Annotated in this window: 22 protein-coding genes; 9 read left to right on the top strand and 13 right to left on the bottom strand. The window is 67.8% G+C overall.

The features are described from left to right. Positions 1-39: 39 nt before the first annotated feature. The gene (locus ACI3KS_RS17130; RefSeq protein WP_404919743.1) at positions 40-198 is read right to left on the bottom strand and encodes a hypothetical protein; all 159 of its coding nucleotides are present in this window, start codon (positions 196-198) and stop codon (positions 40-42) included. 6 nt (positions 199-204) lie between these two features. Between ACI3KS_RS17130 and ACI3KS_RS17125 the strand changes: the two genes are divergently transcribed. The 3 genes from ACI3KS_RS17125 (at position 205) to ACI3KS_RS17115 (ending at position 1,461) form a co-directional block, all read left to right on the top strand. Then, positions 205-444 carry a hypothetical protein gene (locus tag ACI3KS_RS17125; RefSeq protein WP_404919742.1) on the top strand — a complete coding sequence of 80 codons (240 nt, stop codon included), beginning with the start codon at positions 205-207 and terminating at the stop codon, positions 442-444. Next, a complete protein-coding gene (locus tag ACI3KS_RS17120; protein ID WP_404919741.1) occupies positions 444-773 on the top strand; it encodes a DMT family transporter in 330 nt (109 codons plus the stop codon). Before ACI3KS_RS17125 ends, ACI3KS_RS17120 begins: the two co-directional genes overlap by 1 nt. A gap of 358 nt (positions 774-1,131) precedes the next feature. Next, positions 1,132-1,461, top strand: a complete 330-nt coding sequence (locus ACI3KS_RS17115; RefSeq protein WP_404919740.1) for an ArsR/SmtB family transcription factor — start codon at positions 1,132-1,134, stop codon at positions 1,459-1,461. A 169-nt stretch (positions 1,462-1,630) separates the two neighbouring features. Here ACI3KS_RS17115 and ACI3KS_RS17110 read toward each other — a convergent pair whose 3' ends face one another. Continuing rightward, complete coding sequence (locus ACI3KS_RS17110) at positions 1,631-1,855, bottom strand: hypothetical protein (protein ID WP_404919757.1); 225 nt, start codon at positions 1,853-1,855, stop codon at positions 1,631-1,633. Here ACI3KS_RS17110 and ACI3KS_RS17105 point away from each other — a divergent pair. Beyond that, on the top strand, positions 1,776-2,300 hold the full coding sequence (locus tag ACI3KS_RS17105; protein WP_404919739.1) for an MFS transporter: 525 nt from the start codon (positions 1,776-1,778) through the stop codon (positions 2,298-2,300). The genes ACI3KS_RS17110 and ACI3KS_RS17105 overlap by 80 nt on opposite strands. Positions 2,301-2,366: 66 nt before the next feature. After that, positions 2,367-2,633: a hypothetical protein gene (locus ACI3KS_RS17100; RefSeq protein WP_404919738.1), complete on the top strand. Its 267-nt coding sequence runs from the start codon at positions 2,367-2,369 to the stop codon at positions 2,631-2,633. Between the two features lie 295 nt (positions 2,634-2,928). Here the strand turns inward: ACI3KS_RS17100 and ACI3KS_RS17095 are convergent, their stop codons facing one another. From ACI3KS_RS17095 to ACI3KS_RS17070, 6 genes are all read right to left on the bottom strand, one after another. Beyond that, the gene (locus ACI3KS_RS17095; protein ID WP_404919737.1) at positions 2,929-3,396 is read right to left on the bottom strand and encodes a hypothetical protein; all 468 of its coding nucleotides are present in this window, start codon (positions 3,394-3,396) and stop codon (positions 2,929-2,931) included. Positions 3,397-3,517: 121 nt separating this feature from the next. Continuing rightward, positions 3,518-3,979: a nuclear transport factor 2 family protein gene (locus ACI3KS_RS17090; RefSeq protein ID WP_404919736.1), complete on the bottom strand. Its 462-nt coding sequence runs from the start codon at positions 3,977-3,979 to the stop codon at positions 3,518-3,520. A gap of 92 nt (positions 3,980-4,071) precedes the next feature. Next, positions 4,072-5,124, bottom strand: a complete 1,053-nt coding sequence (locus tag ACI3KS_RS17085) for an AI-2E family transporter (RefSeq protein WP_404919735.1) — start codon at positions 5,122-5,124, stop codon at positions 4,072-4,074. Positions 5,125-5,275: 151 nt separating this feature from the next. Then, a complete protein-coding gene (locus ACI3KS_RS17080; RefSeq protein ID WP_404919734.1) occupies positions 5,276-6,703 on the bottom strand; it encodes an NAD-dependent epimerase/dehydratase family protein in 1,428 nt (475 codons plus the stop codon). Positions 6,704-6,735: 32 nt separating this feature from the next. Further along, positions 6,736-7,815, bottom strand: a complete 1,080-nt coding sequence (locus tag ACI3KS_RS17075; protein WP_404919733.1) for a fatty acid desaturase family protein — start codon at positions 7,813-7,815, stop codon at positions 6,736-6,738. Positions 7,816-7,916: 101 nt separating this feature from the next. Then, on the bottom strand, positions 7,917-8,510 hold the full coding sequence (locus ACI3KS_RS17070) for a TetR/AcrR family transcriptional regulator (protein WP_404919732.1): 594 nt from the start codon (positions 8,508-8,510) through the stop codon (positions 7,917-7,919). Positions 8,511-8,641: 131 nt separating this feature from the next. Here ACI3KS_RS17070 and ACI3KS_RS17065 point away from each other — a divergent pair, with 131 nt between their 5' ends. Continuing rightward, positions 8,642-9,091, top strand: a complete 450-nt coding sequence (locus ACI3KS_RS17065) for a hypothetical protein (RefSeq protein WP_404919731.1) — start codon at positions 8,642-8,644, stop codon at positions 9,089-9,091. A gap of 33 nt (positions 9,092-9,124) precedes the next feature. Continuing rightward, positions 9,125-9,748, top strand: coding sequence for an AI-2E family transporter (locus ACI3KS_RS17060; RefSeq protein ID WP_404919730.1), 624 nt, complete (start codon positions 9,125-9,127; stop codon positions 9,746-9,748). A gap of 20 nt (positions 9,749-9,768) precedes the next feature. Here the strand turns inward: ACI3KS_RS17060 and ACI3KS_RS17055 are convergent, their stop codons facing one another. Continuing rightward, positions 9,769-10,401: a TetR family transcriptional regulator gene (locus tag ACI3KS_RS17055; RefSeq protein WP_404919729.1), complete on the bottom strand. Its 633-nt coding sequence runs from the start codon at positions 10,399-10,401 to the stop codon at positions 9,769-9,771. A 123-nt stretch (positions 10,402-10,524) separates the two neighbouring features. On the opposite strand from ACI3KS_RS17055, the gene ACI3KS_RS17050 reads away from it, so the two are divergent. Further along, positions 10,525-11,988 (top strand): MDR family MFS transporter, encoded by a 1,464-nt coding sequence (locus tag ACI3KS_RS17050; RefSeq protein ID WP_404919728.1) that lies wholly within the window; start codon positions 10,525-10,527, stop codon positions 11,986-11,988. A 387-nt stretch (positions 11,989-12,375) separates the two neighbouring features. Here ACI3KS_RS17050 and ACI3KS_RS17045 read toward each other — a convergent pair whose 3' ends face one another. The 4 genes from ACI3KS_RS17045 to ACI3KS_RS17030 are packed head-to-tail and all read right to left on the bottom strand — an operon-like array spanning position 12,376 to position 16,012. Continuing rightward, complete coding sequence (locus ACI3KS_RS17045; protein ID WP_404919727.1) at positions 12,376-13,377, bottom strand: Gfo/Idh/MocA family protein; 1,002 nt, start codon at positions 13,375-13,377, stop codon at positions 12,376-12,378. Continuing rightward, the gene (locus ACI3KS_RS17040) at positions 13,374-14,012 is read right to left on the bottom strand and encodes a GDSL-type esterase/lipase family protein (protein ID WP_404919726.1); all 639 of its coding nucleotides are present in this window, start codon (positions 14,010-14,012) and stop codon (positions 13,374-13,376) included. Before ACI3KS_RS17040 ends, ACI3KS_RS17045 begins: the two co-directional genes overlap by 4 nt. Before the next feature lie 15 nt (positions 14,013-14,027). Continuing rightward, positions 14,028-15,311: a glycoside hydrolase family 1 protein gene (locus ACI3KS_RS17035; protein WP_404919725.1), complete on the bottom strand. Its 1,284-nt coding sequence runs from the start codon at positions 15,309-15,311 to the stop codon at positions 14,028-14,030. A 2-nt stretch (positions 15,312-15,313) separates the two neighbouring features. Beyond that, the gene (locus ACI3KS_RS17030; protein WP_404919754.1) at positions 15,314-16,012 is read right to left on the bottom strand and encodes an alpha/beta hydrolase fold domain-containing protein; all 699 of its coding nucleotides are present in this window, start codon (positions 16,010-16,012) and stop codon (positions 15,314-15,316) included. Between the two features lie 233 nt (positions 16,013-16,245). Here ACI3KS_RS17030 and ACI3KS_RS17025 point away from each other — a divergent pair. Then, a partial coding sequence (locus ACI3KS_RS17025; RefSeq protein ID WP_404919724.1) for a hypothetical protein occupies positions 16,246-16,840 on the top strand: 595 nt, incomplete at its 3' end.

Raw genomic sequence — 16,840 nt, 5'->3', positions numbered from 1 at the left:
ATGTATCGCAGAAGGGCCGTGCATCGCCACCTCGTGAGGTCAGGTCCGCTCGAGCATCCCGGAGACGAGCGAGGCGATCAGACGACGTGATGCCCGATCGAGTGCTCGATCGTCCCGGTCGGTGAGCCACCCCTCGGTGAGCCCGTCGACGACCGCGAGGACAGCGCGCGCCCACTCCTGCCAACCCACGGCGGACATCTCAGGGTGCCATCGCTCGAGGACCGCTGCCACCATGTCGATGGAGCGGGCGCGATCGGCCTGTGCGATCGGCCGCAGCGCCTCGTCGGTGCGAGAGTCGCGGCCACCGCGATCCTGGGCAGCATGCTGTTCGCTGAGCCCTTCACGGTGATGGTCGCGATCGGCATCGCCGTCATCATCGGCGGCGTCGTGCTGGTGGAGACCGGCAGCCACCAGCAGTCCGGAACTGAGCACAAGGCCGCATGATGAACGGGCTCCTCCTCGCCGCGGCGATCGTCACCGAAGTGGCCGCCACCCTCTCCCTGCGGGCATCCGACGGTCTGCGCAAGAAACGCTGGGCGCTTCCGATCCTCGTCTCTTACGCCGCCGCGTTCGGGCTGCTCACCCTCACGCTCGCCGCCGGAACCCCCGTGGGCATCGCGTACGGCATCTGGGCGGCGTGCGGCGTCGCCCTGACGGCGATCGCCGCACGCATCTTCTTCAAGGACCGCCTCACCAAGCGCATGGGCGCCGGCGTCGCCCTCGTCGCCGTCGGCGTCTTCCTGATCCAGATCGGCTCGACAGCCCACGGCTAACGCGGCGAATGAGGACGCGCCTCACGCAACAGGAGTCAGACGAATCTGACGTCGTCGGCGATGAACCCTCGGGAACCGCCAGATCGATCTTCATCCGCCCCACCGCGGCCAGCGGGCCGCGCGGACGGGCAGCCCGACAACTCATCGGCGTCCGCCGCACGGCCTCCTGGGAGCGGATGGCCCAGCTAGCGATCGATCCATCATGTCAACCGGCGAGGGGCGGTGCCGGCGGGACTCGATCCTCATGATCCGTCAATCGCCAGGGCCGCGGTGCGGGCAGACAAGTTGAGCGCTGTACCGGGTTAGGCGAGAATACTCGAACGATAACTGTGCGACTATTCTCGAATGATTGGACTGCGTGGTGTCTCCCCGGGCCTACGAACACCCCGACACCGACGACATCGCGATCCCGCGTGTCCTCTTCGCCCTCAGCGAGCCGCTGCGCCTGAATATGGTGCGGATGCTCGCCGAACGCGGCGAGGTGGACAGCATCGACCTCGGACCGGAGCTGCCGCGATCCACACTCACACACCACACAAGCCTGCTGCGCGAGTCCGGACTCGTGTTAGTTCGCGCCGAGGGGCGCAAATGCATGATTCAGCTCCGCACCGGCGACCTCGAACAACGATTCCCCGGCCTGTTGCACACCGTCCTCGCCGGATACGAGAGCGACGAGGCGGACGCATGATTCGCAAGGTCTGGCCGCTGGTCTTCGCGGCGATCGCGCGCGGCATCGACGCTATGTGCTCGTCGGCGTCCTTCCGCAGATCACTACAACCCTCGTCACCACCGTCGCGACGATCGACCTGGGCGTCACCGCGTTCACAGCGGCCTACGCCATCGCCGGTCCGCTGCTCTCAGCGCGATTGATCCGTGGACACACCGGCCGCGCGATCCTGATCGCGCTCGGCATCTTCAACCTCGGCAACCTCATCACCGCAATTTCCCCGGGGCGCCGAAATCTTCCTCACTTTCCGCGTCATCACCGGTGCCGGCGCAGGCGTGCTCACTGCCGTAGCCACCGCGGCCGCCGCAGCGATGGTGGCGGAAGGGGAACGAGGCCGCGCGATGGCAATGGTCACGTTCGGGCTCTCCATCGAAACCGTCGCCGGGGTGCCGGTGGGGATGCTCATCGGTATCAGCGCCGGCTGGTGTTGGACGATGGGCATGGTCGTGCTTATCGGCGTGCTCAGCATGGCCACCCTCGCTCTCCGTGGTCGCGCGCTGCCACAGCTCGACACCTCGGCGAGTGAACCCGCCTTGCGCGTGCTGCGCTCAAGCATGACCAGCGTCGGCGTTATCGCCGCGTTCCTTCTCGGTGTGGCCAGTCTCGGTCTCTACACTTACCTGCTTCCGATCGCCGAGGCGCGCGGTCTTGCCGACTCGGGGTTCACTCTCGTCTGGGCGCGGGGCATCGGCGGCGTCACAGGGCCCGCCCTCGTCGGCAAGCCTCTGGATCGGCATGGGCCGACTCTGCTCCTCGTTCTGCTGCCGTTTCTACTCACATTGAGTTTCGCCACCATCTGACTATTCGCCTCGCCAGCCACGTGGGCGATCGCCGCCATGGTCTGGGGCGCGACCGGATGCGCGAGCGTGCCCACCCTGCAACAGGCACTCACCGCCGACCGGCCGCACCAGGCCATGCCGGTCATCGCCCTCCAGATGGCGGCGATGTACCTCGGCTCCGCAGCCGGTGCTGCCCTCGGGAGCAGCCTTCTCACCAACGGCGTGAACGCCGCCGACCTTGCAGCTTGGGCGATACTGCCCGCAACGCTCGCACTTGCTGCGACGGGTTGGATCACCGTCACAGCGCTACGCTCACATCGGCGTTCCCGCACCGTCAAGTGCGAAACTGCGTAGGCCACAGCCAAGACCGCGGGATCTGGGACCGGGCACCCGACTCCGCCTGGCGCAGTGAACTCTCCCGCGGCTCATCAAGCTGTCGTACGCGATCCGACATGGCGCGGTTCATCTGTCCGGTGTGACGGTCTCGATGCGCCTGATGTCGGCAAGTGACGACGACGAGGACCTGCCGCGGCGGTTCATTGACGCGGTGCAGCAACGCGAACTGACGCGTCCGTCCGCAAACGCCGCGCCGGGATCGCCCTCAGCGCTCCCGTGATCTGGCCACGCACTATCTCGCCTTTGACGCCGCTCAGAGTAAGTCGTTCTCTGCCTCGTCGATGAGGCCGCTCCACCATGAGCTGGGCCCGCTTGCGGCGCGATCGATAGCACGTAGCCGCTTTCGGAGCTTTTTCAGCCGTGCGCGGTGAGAGAGTCCGCTGCCCGGCGAGAAGGAGGGAGGACGGATCTGCCCTTCTTGGAAAGCCCGAAGACGCTGCGCAGCCTGCTCAGCCGTCATCGTCACTGGCGACGGAACGGCCGGTCCGGAACTCAGATACTCCGCGAAAGCCTCCAAGAATCCCTCGGTGGCCTTCCGGTCACGGTTGAGCGGGTAACAATGGCCCGTTGCAACGTCTCGCACCGATGTCGTGCCGTCACGGTCCTCCGTGATCATGAACTCGCCGCCGTGAACAGTGCCGATCTCACGAGCCCCGGGTGCGGTGTCCAATCTCACCGTCGCTGGGTACAGGTGGATACCGAACAGATGCTCCTCGCGCACGCTCGAATTCTATCGGGATGGCTCGAACTAGCCTGGAAGTGCGAACCCCGGTAAGTACCTGGTGGTAAGCGGTCACACCTGTCCAGCGGTGTGTCTGAGTAAATTGATCAGTCTGGCCAATTCAGTCCTGCGCGTCCGCCGGCACGAAGACGTCGAGAGTGCTGCGTATCCGCGGTCGGTCTTGATCCGCTCCGTGAGGCGCCACGAACCGTCCGCCGCCTGCCGCCATGTGTCCTGATACTCGCCGAGGGCGTAGAACCGGACGTCCGCATCCACGTCCGCGTTCAGGTGCATGTCGCGGATGTACGCGCGGCTGCGTGCCGTGTCCCCCAGCGACGTCAACGATCACGTTGCCCAGCAGATGCTGCGTGGGCCCGCAGTTGTCGAAGTAACCGCGGATCGTCGCGACGACGACCCCGCTGCCGCTGACCCGGCCGGTGCCGAAGTCGGCCTCCACCGCGGCATCCAGGATCGCCGTCAACCCCGTCCAGCCGCGCTCGTCCATGGCTCGTGCCCGGCCGCGCACCGCGCGGTGCACCGACCGCTCGTCCCGCAGCGTGCGGATCATCACAGAGTCGTCCATCGGAGCTCCAGCCCGGGTCTGGTGACCGCCAACATGAGGATTCTGCCAACCTTGGGGACATAGGGGTTTCCACTCACCGTGAGCGTGCGCTCCTACGCGCCGGACGCCGCGGGGTGACCAGCCGCGAACTCTCTTCCTTGGGCGACATGACGCACCACGGTGTTGCTCACCGCGATGAGCGGCACGGCGAAGAGCGCACCGAAGACGCCGCCGGCAATCGAGCCTCCGAACACGCCGAGGACGACGGCGAGCGGATGCACGCGGACCGCCTTGCCCATGATGAGCGGCTGCAGCACATGGCTCTCGATCTGCTGGACGAGCAGGACGATGCCGAGCATGATCAGCGCAACGACCCATCCGTTGTAGACGAGGGCGATGAGCGTGGCGATCGCCCCGGTCACCACCGCGCCAATGATCGGGATGAACGAGCCCAGGAAGACCAGCACCGCGATGGGCAGGGCGAACGGCACACCGAGGATCGCGGCGCCGATCCCGATGCCGACGGCGTCGATCGTGGCGACGAGGATCTGTGCCTTCGCGTATGCCGTGAGCGTGCGCCATCCAGCCCGGCCGGCACCGTCTGCGCTGTCGCGTGCCGCGCGCGGGAACAGGCGCACGATCCACGCCCAGATCCCTCGCCCGTCGATGAGCAGCACAAGTGAGGTGAACAGCGTCAGCAGCAGCCCCGCGGCGAAGTGAGCGATGCTCGAACCAGCGGACGTCACGCCCGAGATCAGCGCCGAGCTGTTCTCCTGAATAAATGCGATGACACGCTCCAGCGACTCGGCGACGTCATCCGCGGACAAGTGGAAGGGCGCCCCCGCGAGGAACTCCGTGACCGCCTGCGTGGCGCGGCCGAGCCGCTCCTCCACACCTGAGAGGCCGGAGACGACCTGCGTGACGACGAGGTATAGCAGTGCCGAGACTGCCAGGATGAGCCCGACCTCGGCGATAACGATCGCGGCCCAGCGCGGAACGCGGTGGGCGACGAGGAAGTCCCGGAACGGGATCAGAAGCGCTGCGAGGAGAGTGGCGAGCAGGACGGGGACGACGAGCAGGCGGAGACACACGACAAGCGCCACGAGCACGGCGACGGCGCCCGCGATCACGAGGAACCGCCACGACCACGCTGACGCGATCGCCACCCCCGGCGGTACCTCGTGACCCGGCGTCATGCTCTGCCCGGAGACGCTGGGCCGATCCTCCGCTCTCGGCGGTTTGCTTCCGCCGGCCTCGCGCTGCAGAAGCCGCCATGATCGGCGCCTCATGGCCGCGACGAGCCGCACTGGGACATGGTCACGACCTGCCGTCGATCTGTGCCAGGAAGGGGTTCGATTCCGCCTGCTCGCGGTACCGATCGGACTCGAGCACGCACGTGGGGCACCAGTGACCGGCCACGAGGATCAACCGGGGGCTTCCCGTGAAGCGATGTCCCGCGGCGCACGTCCACTCCAGCGGCGTCGCGATGTCACCGGTCGCGACGTCCTCGGACAGAAGCCGGCCACCGCGGAAGTCGGCGACCTCCTTGTAGACATCCGCATCCCACGTGTCGCGTGGCTTGCTCTCGTCCCAGCCGAGGTCGAGCTTGTGCGGCGTGAGATCGGGATGCGGCGGCCAGAAGGTGTCCCACGTTCCGATCGCCTCCCAGTTCTCGCGCGAACCGAAGAACGCGTCGATGCCGGCGCGCTCGTCGTCGCGCAGGTAGGCCATGGTGCCGCGATGCTTGAGGGTGAGCGGCTTCATGATGAGGTTCTTGACGATCGCGGGCGGCACCAGGCCCGCGATCTTCAGCCCCGGGTTGGCCTTCACCGCCCGCGTCAGCGCCGCATCGAAGGTGTCCTGACGGAAGGGGACGAGCTCGTGCAGCCGGTCAGAGTCGGTATACCAGAAGCCGTGGAAGTTCTGCGTGGCGAACCAGTTGCGGTCGTACCAGCGGCGCACGTCTTTCACTCCCAGCGCTCCGGTCATCCGCGTCTGCAGCTCCCAGTTGGTCAGCCGCCAGTCCTCGCCGCCGCCGATGTTGTACACCTCGCCCCAGAACTCCTCGGGCACCTCCGGCTCGCAGAGGTTCGCGAGAAGCCGAGCGGAGTCCTCGACCGACGCCCACTCCATGACCCCCGCGAACGGCGAGTGGGTCATGATCGGGTCGCGGATCTCGAGGACGCCCGGGTGGAAGATCCCCGTCTGCCGTAGCCACGCCCACTTGGGTAGGCCGGAGTCGACGAGGGCCTTCTCGGCGACGATCTTGCTCTGGCCGTACTCGTCGAACACGGCGACTCGCAGTGGGTCGCCGACTCGCCCCCAGTGGTGCGGAGGATTTCGATCGCCGAGCTCCGCGACCGAACCGATGCCGACGACGCTGATCCGCGACGGATCCGGCTGCGCCTTGACCGCGCGGATGATGACGTCCATGCTGCCGACGTTCACCCGCGTCGCGAGCCCCGGATGGTCGTCCACGGCCGGAGAGACGGCAGCGCCGACGTGCAGCACGAAGTCGGCGCCGCGCACGCAGCGCTCCACCGTCGCATAGTCGGTCATGTCGCCGAAGACGACCTCGAGGTTGGGCATGTCCTCGTACTCGCGGATCGACGCCATGTCCTTGGGAGCCGGCAGGACGAGCGCGACGACCTCGAAGCGGTCGGCGCGCTCCCGGAACTCATCGAGGACTCGGCGTCCCCAGTTGCCGGCGGCGCCCGTGAGGAAGACCCGTGTGCGTTCAGTCATGCCTTGTTCCTTTCACTCCATTTGGGCGCGCGTCATCGCCGCGCGTAGGCCGTCACCATGGGGCACTCGAAGATGTCGCGGTCAGGGCACCCCACCTGGTTCAGGTGGCGGATGACCGTGCGGTACGACGAGAGCAGCGAGACAGCGGTGTAGGGGATGCCATGCGTGTGGCAGTAGTCCTTGACGATCCGTGAGGCCTGCGCGAGGTGCGGACGCGCCATGTTCGGGAACAGGTGATGCTCGACCTGGTAGTTCAGCCCTCCCAGCAGCGCCGTCATGCCCGGCCCCTCGATATTGCGCGAGGTCAGCACCTGCTTGTGCAGGAACGACAGTTTCAGCTCGGACGGCACCTGCGGCATCCCCTTGTGGTTCGGGGCGAACGACGCCCCCATGTAGACCCCGAAGACACCGGTCTGCACGGCCAGCACCGCCAGGGCGGCACCCGGGCTCGTGACGGCGAAGACGAAGGCCGGCAGGGTGATGAGCCGTGCGACCAGCAGGGCGACCTCACGCTCGCGTCCGGGGATCGTGGTGCGTCGATCGAGCAGGTATCGCACGCCCTGGACGTGCAGGTTCACGCCTTCCAAGAGCAGCATCGGGAAGAACAGCGTGCCCTGCCGCCTCAGGAACCACGAGTAGAAACGCCCCTTCCCCTTCGCGTGCTCCGGCTGGAAGACGATCGTGTCGGGCTCGATGTCCGGGTCGAAGCCGATCCTGTTCGGGTTCGCGTGATGGCGGGTGTGCTTGTTCATCCACCACGAGTAGGAGATGCCGACGACGAAGGTCGCAAGGAACCGGCCGAACGCGTCATTCGCCCGCTTCGACTGGAAGACCTGCCGATGGGAGGCCTCATGACCGAGGAACGCGAACTGCGTCATGATCACCCCGAGCAGGGCCGCGTAGATCAGCTGCACCCACACACTGCCGGCGAGCGCCAGCCCGGCGAGCACCGCGACGAGCGCCACGGCGAGCCCCGCCGTGAGCAGCCCGTAGAAGAGGGGCGCGCGCCGCAGCAGACCCGCGTCGCGCACCTGCTTGAGCAGAGCGCCGTGGCTCGCGGACGCCTCGGAGGCAGGACGCGTGCGCCTGATCGATGATGCGGTGGGCGGCATGGCGTTCTCCTGCCTGACGTCGAGACTGTCGGGTCAGGCAAGTTTATGAACACATGCCTATTAGTGACCTGGGAGCGCCCTGCCCCAACGATGAGCGATCGTCACGAGCTCGACGGGAACCGGCCGACGGGATGCACCGTCATCTCCGCCCAGAGCCACGCGGCGACCGCCGCGGCGCCTGCGCGCGGGGGCGCGGTCGCCCACCGGACGACGACGCCGAACAGAGATCCCGCCAGCAGATCCGCGATCCAGGCATCCTGCTCCTCCAGTCGCTCCGCGCCATCAGGGGCAGATCGGGACAGGCCAGCTACGATCGCGGCCGCGAACTCGTCGAGAAGACCCTTCACTGCCGCCCAAGATCCCTGCGGCCCTAGCACCCAGGAGTAGAAGGCCCGGTTCTCGCGCACATGCTCGAGATATGCACCAATGAAGGCTGTGGACTTCGCCTCGAATTCGGCTGGCTCGAACTCGGCGGTGTCGATGAGGGACTGCCAGGGGCCGACGACGTCCTTCACAAGCGATCGCGCGACATCCTGCACCAACTCGGCGATGTCGTCGTAGTGCAGATAGAAGGTGCCGCGGTTCAGCCCGGACTCGCGGCAGATCGCGCTGACCGACGCCTCCTCGCCGCGTTCGACGATCGCCAGGAGTGCCGAGTGGAGGGCGCGTCGGCTGCGCGCGATTCGAGGATCCATCGTGACATCGACGATAGCGCCACCCACGCACCATAATGAACACTTGTCGACTGTCGGGCAATAACCCGCGTGAGAATCGGAGAACAATGGATCGTCACATCACCCGGCCGGGATTGCGAACGAGACCGCGGATGGCGCTGAAGGCTCGCCGCTTCTCACGGCCTCGCCCCGCTGCGCACGCACGGACCACCGGGCTCCCGCAGAAGCCGTTCTGGTACGCGTTGGTCGCAACTCTCGGCGTCGGCGTCGGCATGGCCCTGCTCTCTGCCGTCTCAACGCTGGCCACCGTGCTGACATATGTCGGAATCGCGTTGTTCCTCAGTGTCGCCGCCGATCCCGTCTTGCGGTTCGCGGTGGCGCACGGGATGCGCCGCGGGATTGCGACGCTGCTGCTCGCGATCCTCACGCTCGCGCTCGTCGCCGGCACCACGACCGCTGTGATTCCCACGGCGACGGCTCAGGTCGCGACCGCCGTCGACGGATTCATCCGCTTCTTCGAATCCCTGCCGCAGCAGGAGTGGTTCGCCTGGCTGAGCAGCCAGGCTCCCGCGTCGATCGACCTCGACGGGCTGCTGGCTTAGATCACCGCGATCATCGGCGACCCGGAGCGGCTCTTGGCGATCGGCGGCGGGCTGATGCGGGTCGGCACCGGCATCGTCGACGGGGTCACGGGAATCCTTGTCGTCACCGCCCTGACCGTGTACTTCTTCACGACCCTGCCTCGGGTCAAGGCGAAGGCCTACCAGCTGCTGCCACGCTCGCGGCGCGACGAGATCGTGGCCCTCGTCGAGGAGATCCTGCTGTCCGTCGGTCGGTACGTCGGCGGTCAGCTGGGCTTGGCCGCCATCAACGCCGCGTTCACGTTCGTGGTCACCGGGCTCGTCGGCAGCCCCGCACCCGCGCTCCTGGCCGTGATCGCGTTCATCGGAGCGCTGATCCCCGTCGTCGGCACCGTGCTCGGCTCGACCGTCGCTGTCCTGGTCACGCTCACAGCGAGCCCCACGGCCGCCCTCGTCGTGGCGGTCGTCATGATCACCTACATGCAGATCGAGGCATACATCCTCTCCCCACGTGTGATGGCGCAGGCCGTCGCCGTGCCGGGCGCGCTCGTCATCATCGCGGCGCTCGCGGGCGCGGCGCTCGGCGGCATCATAGGCGCACTCGTCGCGGTGCCCCTCGCCGCCGCGGGCCTCCTCATCCTGGAGCGCGTCGTGATCCCGCGCCAGCAGCGCGCATAGTCAGGACTACGGGGGCCGCGTCAGCCGGCGCGACCGAAGTGGCGATGCGCACTCCGACGCACACGCGCATACGCGGCGGCGAGCGTCGAGTCCGCACCGCCGGCATCGACGTGCGCCGCCCACTCCTGCATGGCGATCGTGGCGATCGTGACGGTGAGGCTACTGATCAGCAGCGCCTCGCTCTCAGACAGGGACGAGTGGGGCTTGCGCATCAGCCTCCGCGCGAACTCGGCGACCGACGACGCATCGCTCTGCGCAGCGGCGGAGTGCAACGCCGGCTCCCTCTCCAGCAGCCGCCGGACACGAAGTAGCCGTTCGCGCACCTGCACATCGGCATCGATCTGTTCCATCGCCTGTTCGATCGCGGACTCCAGCGAGACCACGAGATCCTCACCGGTCTCGTTCTCCAGCCACGACGTGATGCGGTCGGCGAACGCAATGTAGGACGTGAGCGCCGCGTCCTCCTTCGTGCGGAAGTAGCGGAAGAACGTCCGTGGTGAGACGCCGGCGGCATCGGCGATCTGCTCGACCGTCGTCCCGTCGACGCCGCTGCGTTCGAAGAGCTCGATCGCCACATCGCTAATCGACGCGTAGGTCTGCAGCCTGCGTCGCTCACGAAGATCGGGCACACCTGCAGAGCTACTGGACGTCATCACGTTCCTCCTTCGTTCAGCATACGTTCCCACCTCTTCTGTTATTGTGACAGCCACTGCCATATTGACATAGAGTGCCTCAGCGATGCGGGCTCACCTTCTCGCCTCGAAAGGATGACCACCATGACCACAGCGCCCGCCACCCGTCCCACAGTCCGCGAACCTCTTCCGCCGGGCGGCGCAGCGCTCATCGGCGTGCTCGTCGCCAGCGCGTTCGTCGTCTTCCTCACCGAGACGGTGATGGGCGTCGCGCTACCTCGTCTGATGGACGCGCTCTCAATCTCGGCGGTCACCGGCCAATGGCTCACGACCGGCTACATGCTCACGATGGCCATCCTCATCCCGATGACCGGCTTCCTCCTCCAGCGATTCGGCACCCGCCGGGTGTTCCTCGTCGCCATAGCCCTGTTCAGCGTCGGCACGCTCATCGCCGCAACCGCACCCGGCTTCGAGATGCTGCTGCTGGGCCGAGTGGTACAAGCCGCGGGCACGTCCATGGTCATGCCGCTGCTCATGACCACGACGCTCGCGATCGTGCCCACCTCGCGTCGCGGCGCCATGATGGGGTTGGTTGCCGTGGTCGTCAGCTCCGCCCCGGCCCTCGGCCCCACCGCCGCCGGCGCCGTCCTGGACACGCTCGGGTGGCGCGGACTGTTCTGGCTAATCCTCCCCTTCGCGCTCGGCGCTCTCGTCGCGGGGGTGTTCGCGGTGCGCGATGTCGGCGAGAGGACGGAGGGATCGATCGATCTCACCTCGGTCGTCCTGTCCACGATCGGTTTCGGCGGCGTCGTCTACGGCCTCGCCAACATGGGCGAAGCGGGGAGCGCGGGCGTACACCCGGCCGTGCCGATCGTGATCGGCCTCGTCGCCCTGGCGGCGTTCGTGGCGCGACAGCTCAGACTGCAGAAGCGGGATGCAGCGCTTCTCGATCTGCGAGTGTTCCGCGACGGCCTGTTCACGCGTTCGTTCGTCCTGCTCACAATGGTCGTGATCACGCAGTTCGGCGTCGTCATCCTGCTTCCGATCTACCTGCAGAACGTGCTCGCCCACAGCGCGTTGCAGACGGGCGTCGCTCTGCTTCCGGGAGGGCTCGTCAGCGCTATCCTCGCTCTGGCCGTCGGCGCCGCCTACGACCGCATCGGGCCGCGCCCCCTGCTGATCGGAGGTGGGCTCGTGTTCAGCGCCTCACTGTGGGGCATGACGACGCTCGACACGCAGACACCCCTGTGGATCGTCATCGCCCTGCACATGACGATGAGCGCGGGTGTCGGTGGCCTGTTCACCCCCCTGTTCTCAGCCTCGCTCGGATCGCTCACCCCACAGCTGCACGCCCACGGCTCGGCCGCAATCAACACCATCAACCAGGTCGGCGGGGCACTCGGAACCGCGACCTACGTCACGGTCATGACACTGGGTTCCGCGGAAGCGGCCGCGGCCGGAGCCACCGCGGCGGCCGCGGCGGCCGCGGGCATCCACAACGCTCTCGTCGCCGGTGCATTCATGTCGTTGCTGGTCGCAGCCGGCGCGTTCCTCGTGGTGCGCCGACGCCGTCGCACCACCGGGACGGAGACACCCGTCGAGGAATGACACGAGCGCCATTCGCTCCGCGGCCTCGCGCCGCCGCAGCGAAACGCTCCCCGCACATTGCGTGCGGGGAGCGTTTCGTATCCTGACGCCGGACGGGCGGCGTCAGGTCGCGACCCGATCAGCCAAGAAGGCCGCCGAGGAGGCCGGTGAGGAGCGACGTGACGGTGCCAAGGAGGCTACCAAGCAGCGAACCGAGGTCCATGTTCTTACTTCCTTCGTGTTCTGGGGAGCACGCCCCGCCATGCGACCACCAAGACGGACAATCCGACCCAGGCTAACCAGCATCTCGGTGCCGCCGGATGCGACGCGCCCACCAGATCAACACATGTTCATAAGACGTTGATGTGGCGGTGACGGAACGAACCGATCGGCTGCCGTCCCCGGATCTCAACCGGCCGTCCGAGGGCTGAGGCCGGAGGCCGCGTAGGTCGCATCGATCGTGCGCATCATCGCGACGGACTCGCTCAGAGGCGACGCGGGAGCCGTGCCGCTCCGGATCGCGTCGGTAAACGCACGCAGCTGGTGGGTGTAGCTCGGTGTGCGATCGACGCGCTCGACGACGGTGCTGCCGGATGCCGCGCCTCCGGCAGGGGAGATCCGGATCACAGCCCCCGCCTGCGGCTGGTAGGGCCACGAGACCCGTGCGCTGGCCCGCTCGCCGACCAGGACGAGCTTCGACGAGAACAGCCGCCACGACCACAAACTCGCGAAGATCTCTGCGCGCGGCGCGAGCGGGAGACGGTAGGTGGCGCGCATGGTGCGGTCGATGCCGCCGCGCGCGGTGGCCTGCGCTGAGAGCACCTCGGCTGGCCCGCCGAGAATCGACTGCAGCATCCGCAGCGGGTAGCAGCCGAGGTCCATCAGCGCGCCGCCGCCGAGGCTCTCGTTCCAGCGGATGTCCTTGCCCGGTGGGATCGGCGCACAGAACTCCGCCGTCGCCGACCTGATCCGCCCCAGCGTACCGTCCGCGACGATCTGTCTCAGTCGTGCTGCAAGAGGGTGGTACAGGGCGTGAAACGCTTCCATCACGATGACGTCGCTCGCAGCAGCCTTGTCGGCGACCGCCTGTGCCTCGTCGCCGTTCGCGGTGAATGGCTTCTCGACGAGCACGTGCTTGCCCGCGCGGATCGCCGCGATCGTCCATGCGCCGTGCAGCGACGGCGGCAGCGGCACGTACACGGCATCGACGTCGTCGCTCGCGAGTAGCTGGTCATACGTGTCAAAGACACGCGGTATCCGATGCCGCCGGGCGTAGTCGGCAGCTCGGTCCGGGTCACGTGCGGCGACGGCCGCCACCGTCACCCCGGGCACCGCCTCTGCGGGACGCAGCAACGCCGACCGCGTGATCTTCGCGGCTCCGAGCACGCCGATGCGCAGCGTTTGACTCACCGTCGCCCCTCCTGCGGCGTGGTCTCGGCGAGCGCGCGTTCCAACGCGGGACGCAGCACCGTCAGCCACTCCCGGTAGCCGGTGCCGGTAAGGTGGATGCGGTCGTGGGTAAGCTCCGGGCGCAGTTCGCCGCGCCTGCCGTGCATCCGCGACCACGCGTCGACGTAGGTCATGCCCCAAGCGTCGGCCATTGCCTCGATGCGGCCGTTCAGTGCGCGCACGCGGTCGGCGAAGAAGCGATCTCGGGGCAGGACACTCGTGAGCAGGACGGGAGCGTCCGCCACGACATCGCGGATACGGGCGAGCAGCACCTCGTACTGGTCCGCGATGTCTGCTGCCTTGCGCGACGCGCCGAAGCCGGTGATGTCGTTGGTGCCCACGAGCAGCGACACCGCTCTGGCGCCCTTGATCGCGGTATCGACACGCGCTGTGACTTCGGCGACCGTCTCCCCGCCGACCCCGCGGTTCGCAATCTTCAGTTCGGGGAACCATTCGTCCCACAGTCCCTGCTCGGTGATGCTGTCGCCGAAGAACACGACACGCCCTTCGGGAGCGGGAACGGCATCGAAGCGCGAACGGCGCATCCGCCGGGCGGGCGACATCATCGCCCGCCCGATCCATCGTACGAGAGGCATCGATCCGCCTCCTCGTCAGGAGCGCGGCGCCGCGCTCAGGCTCTCCGTCAACGCTTCGCCGCGGGATGTCGCGACGCTCCCCAGCCAGGCGAGGCTCGGCTTCGGGGTGCGCGCGAACGTCTCGCGGTCGACCGCGATGAGACCGAAGGTCATGGCGAAGCCGGAGTGCCACTCCCAGTTGTCGATGAGCGTCCAGTGGATGTAGCCGAGCACCTCCGCGCCGGCGTCGATCGCTTCGGTCAGCCCCTCCAGCGCACCCCGGGTGTACCGGATCCGCGCCTCGTCGTCGGCTGTCGCCATCCCGTTCTCTGTGACGAGCACCGGCACACCCGTGTAGGCCGCGGCTGCGGCCACCGTGTGGCCGAGCGCGGGTGGGTAGTGCTCCCATCCGGTCAGGAAGGTGTCCTCCGTGGGCTCCGAGGCGACGCGGCCGTCCGGGCCGTAGACCTCGCGCGTGTAGGTCTGCACGCCGACGAAGTCGTCCTCGCGGGCTGCTTCCCAGAACGGGTGGATCGCCTGGGCGAGGATCTCGTCTCGACGGGCCTCGCCGCCGGGGGCGGCTTGGAAGTCGTGCACGGCGATCGACCAGCCCACTTTTGCGGCCGGCGCGAGTTCCTTGATCGCGGTGCGGGCCTGGCGGTGGGCCGTGAAGACGTTCTCGACCGCCTCCGGTGCGAGCACCGGGATCGCCATGGTCGCCACTCCGGGCGTGCCGCCGACGTTCGCGGCGAACTGGGTCATGAGCGCTCGCTGTGCCTCGGCGAGTTCATCCGCGGCGGCGCCGAGGGGAAGCGATCCGGTCGCGAGCAGCAGCGCGCCCGCGTTGGGCTCGTTGAAGGTGATCCACCAGTCGACATCGTCGCGCAGCGCCCCGACGGTGAAGCGGACGTAGCGCTCAAACAAGCCGGCGGCGCCGGCCTGCCCCCAGGCCCCGTGGCGCGCGAACCACGAGGGCGTCGTGAAGTGGTTGAGCGTCACGACGGGAGTGATGTCCCGCGCCCGGCAGGCGAGGATCATCCGGCGGTAGTGCTCGAGCTCCGCGCGGGAAAATTGCCCGGGCTCGGGCTCGATGCGCGACCACTCGATGCTGAACCGGTAGGTGTTCAGCCCCGACTCGGCGAGCAGGCGGATGTCCTCCTCGTACCGGTGGTAGCTGTCGCAGGCATCGCCCGATGGCTCGGCGAACGGCGACGGCTGAACGTGCTCCATCGCCCAGATGTCGGATCGGACGTTGTTCCCCTCGATCTGGTGTCCTGCGGTCGCAGCGCCCCAGAGGAAGTCGGCGGGGAAGGTGGGCATGTTCACTCCTCAGCGTCGGTATTGGTGTCAGAGTCGGTCGTCGGCTGCCCGGCTTCGGCAGCGGAGAGCAATCGGTCGAGCCAGGCTTCGCGGGTGGCGCGTGCGGTGCGCGACACGATGGCTGTGGGAGCCATCCCGTCGAACCCGTGGTAAGCGCCTGCCCAGACGTGGAGGTCGGCGAGGCCGCCGGCGCGGCTGATGCCCGCGGCGTACTCGATCGCCTCGTCGCGGAACGCGTCGGCCCCGCCGACGTCGATGAACGTCGGCGGCAGGCCGGAGAGATCCTCCGCCAGGGCGGGTGACGCGTACGCTGGGACGTCGCCTGGCGCGAGCGTTCCGAGCAGCGATGCCCAGCCGAAGATGTTCGACTCGCGGTCCCACATTCCGGCGCCCTGCAGCAGGTGCATGGACGGCGATGCGCTGCGGCGGTCGAGCATCGGTGCGATGAGCAACTGCCCGAGGAGCCCGGTGAGACCGCGGTCGCGGCCCAGGAGCGTGGCGGCTGCCGCGAGTCCGCCGCCGGCGCTCTCGCCTGCGACGATGATCCTCCCGTCTGGGACCCCAAGTGAGGCCGCGTTCTCCGCGGCCCACTGGAGGCCCGTAAAGCAGTCCTCCACGGGCGCTGGGTGAGGGTGCTCCGGTGCGAGCCGGTAGTCGACGGATACGACCGCGAGGTGCAGCCGCTCTGCGTAGTCGAGTATCTCGTCGACGCCGTTCCGACGACGAGGACCAGGCCGTCGCCGGTGCCCTGCCAGTCAGTCGAGGCGGTGAAGTTGACGAACTCGGGGATCAGGTCCTTCGGGGTGTAGATGAGTTCCTCATACGCGAGTTCGTTCGCGATGATGAACGTGGGCGTGTCGCGACGGCCATCCGCCTTCTTGGCCTTGATCGCGAGGATGCCCTGGATGACCATGCCGAGCGAGGAGCCGTAGTCGTGGCCGTCGACGCCGGGGTAGGTCTTGGCCGCGACGGGGAGACCGGCGACGGTGCGCCACGTCTCCAGCGCCTTGGTGTCGGACCAGATGAGGTGGTCCTCCAGCACGAGCCGGAAGAACGCTTCGATGGCCTCCTCCGCGCCGGGGAGGTCGAAGAACTCGCGGGCGATGTCGGCACCGAAGGCCCACTTGAGGAGGCTGGACACCTGCCCCTTGGTGAAGCCGACGCCGGATGCGATCTCGGTCTTGTTGCCCGCCCACTCCTCTCCGAGGTGGTTGACGGGTGCGTCAGCCTTGCCACAGTGGAGGGTGTAGCCCTGCTTGCCGCCGAGGCTGATGGCGGTGCCGAGGGTGCCGAGGACGATGTACTCGCGCTCGTACGGGATGCCCTGGTAGAGCGCTCCGAGCCAGTTGGGTCGTGCGACCTCGCCACCGGCGGCGAGGTCCGTGGTGATGTCGTCGAGTGCGGCGAGGACGCCCTCGGCGTCCTCGACGGCGTTGCCGGTGAGGTGCGGGAAGCGGACGGCCGCGAATGCGGCCATGACCTCGACGGTGGTGGGGCCTTCGACAGCGGCGGTGCGCTCGGTCGGGGCG

The sequence above is a fragment of the Microbacterium sp. ZW T5_45 genome (genome assembly GCF_044987415.1).
Lineage (GTDB): Bacteria > Actinomycetota > Actinomycetes > Actinomycetales > Microbacteriaceae > Microbacterium.
The sequence above is the reverse complement of the archived record's forward strand: the minus strand, read 5'-3'. Positions and strand labels throughout refer to the sequence as shown.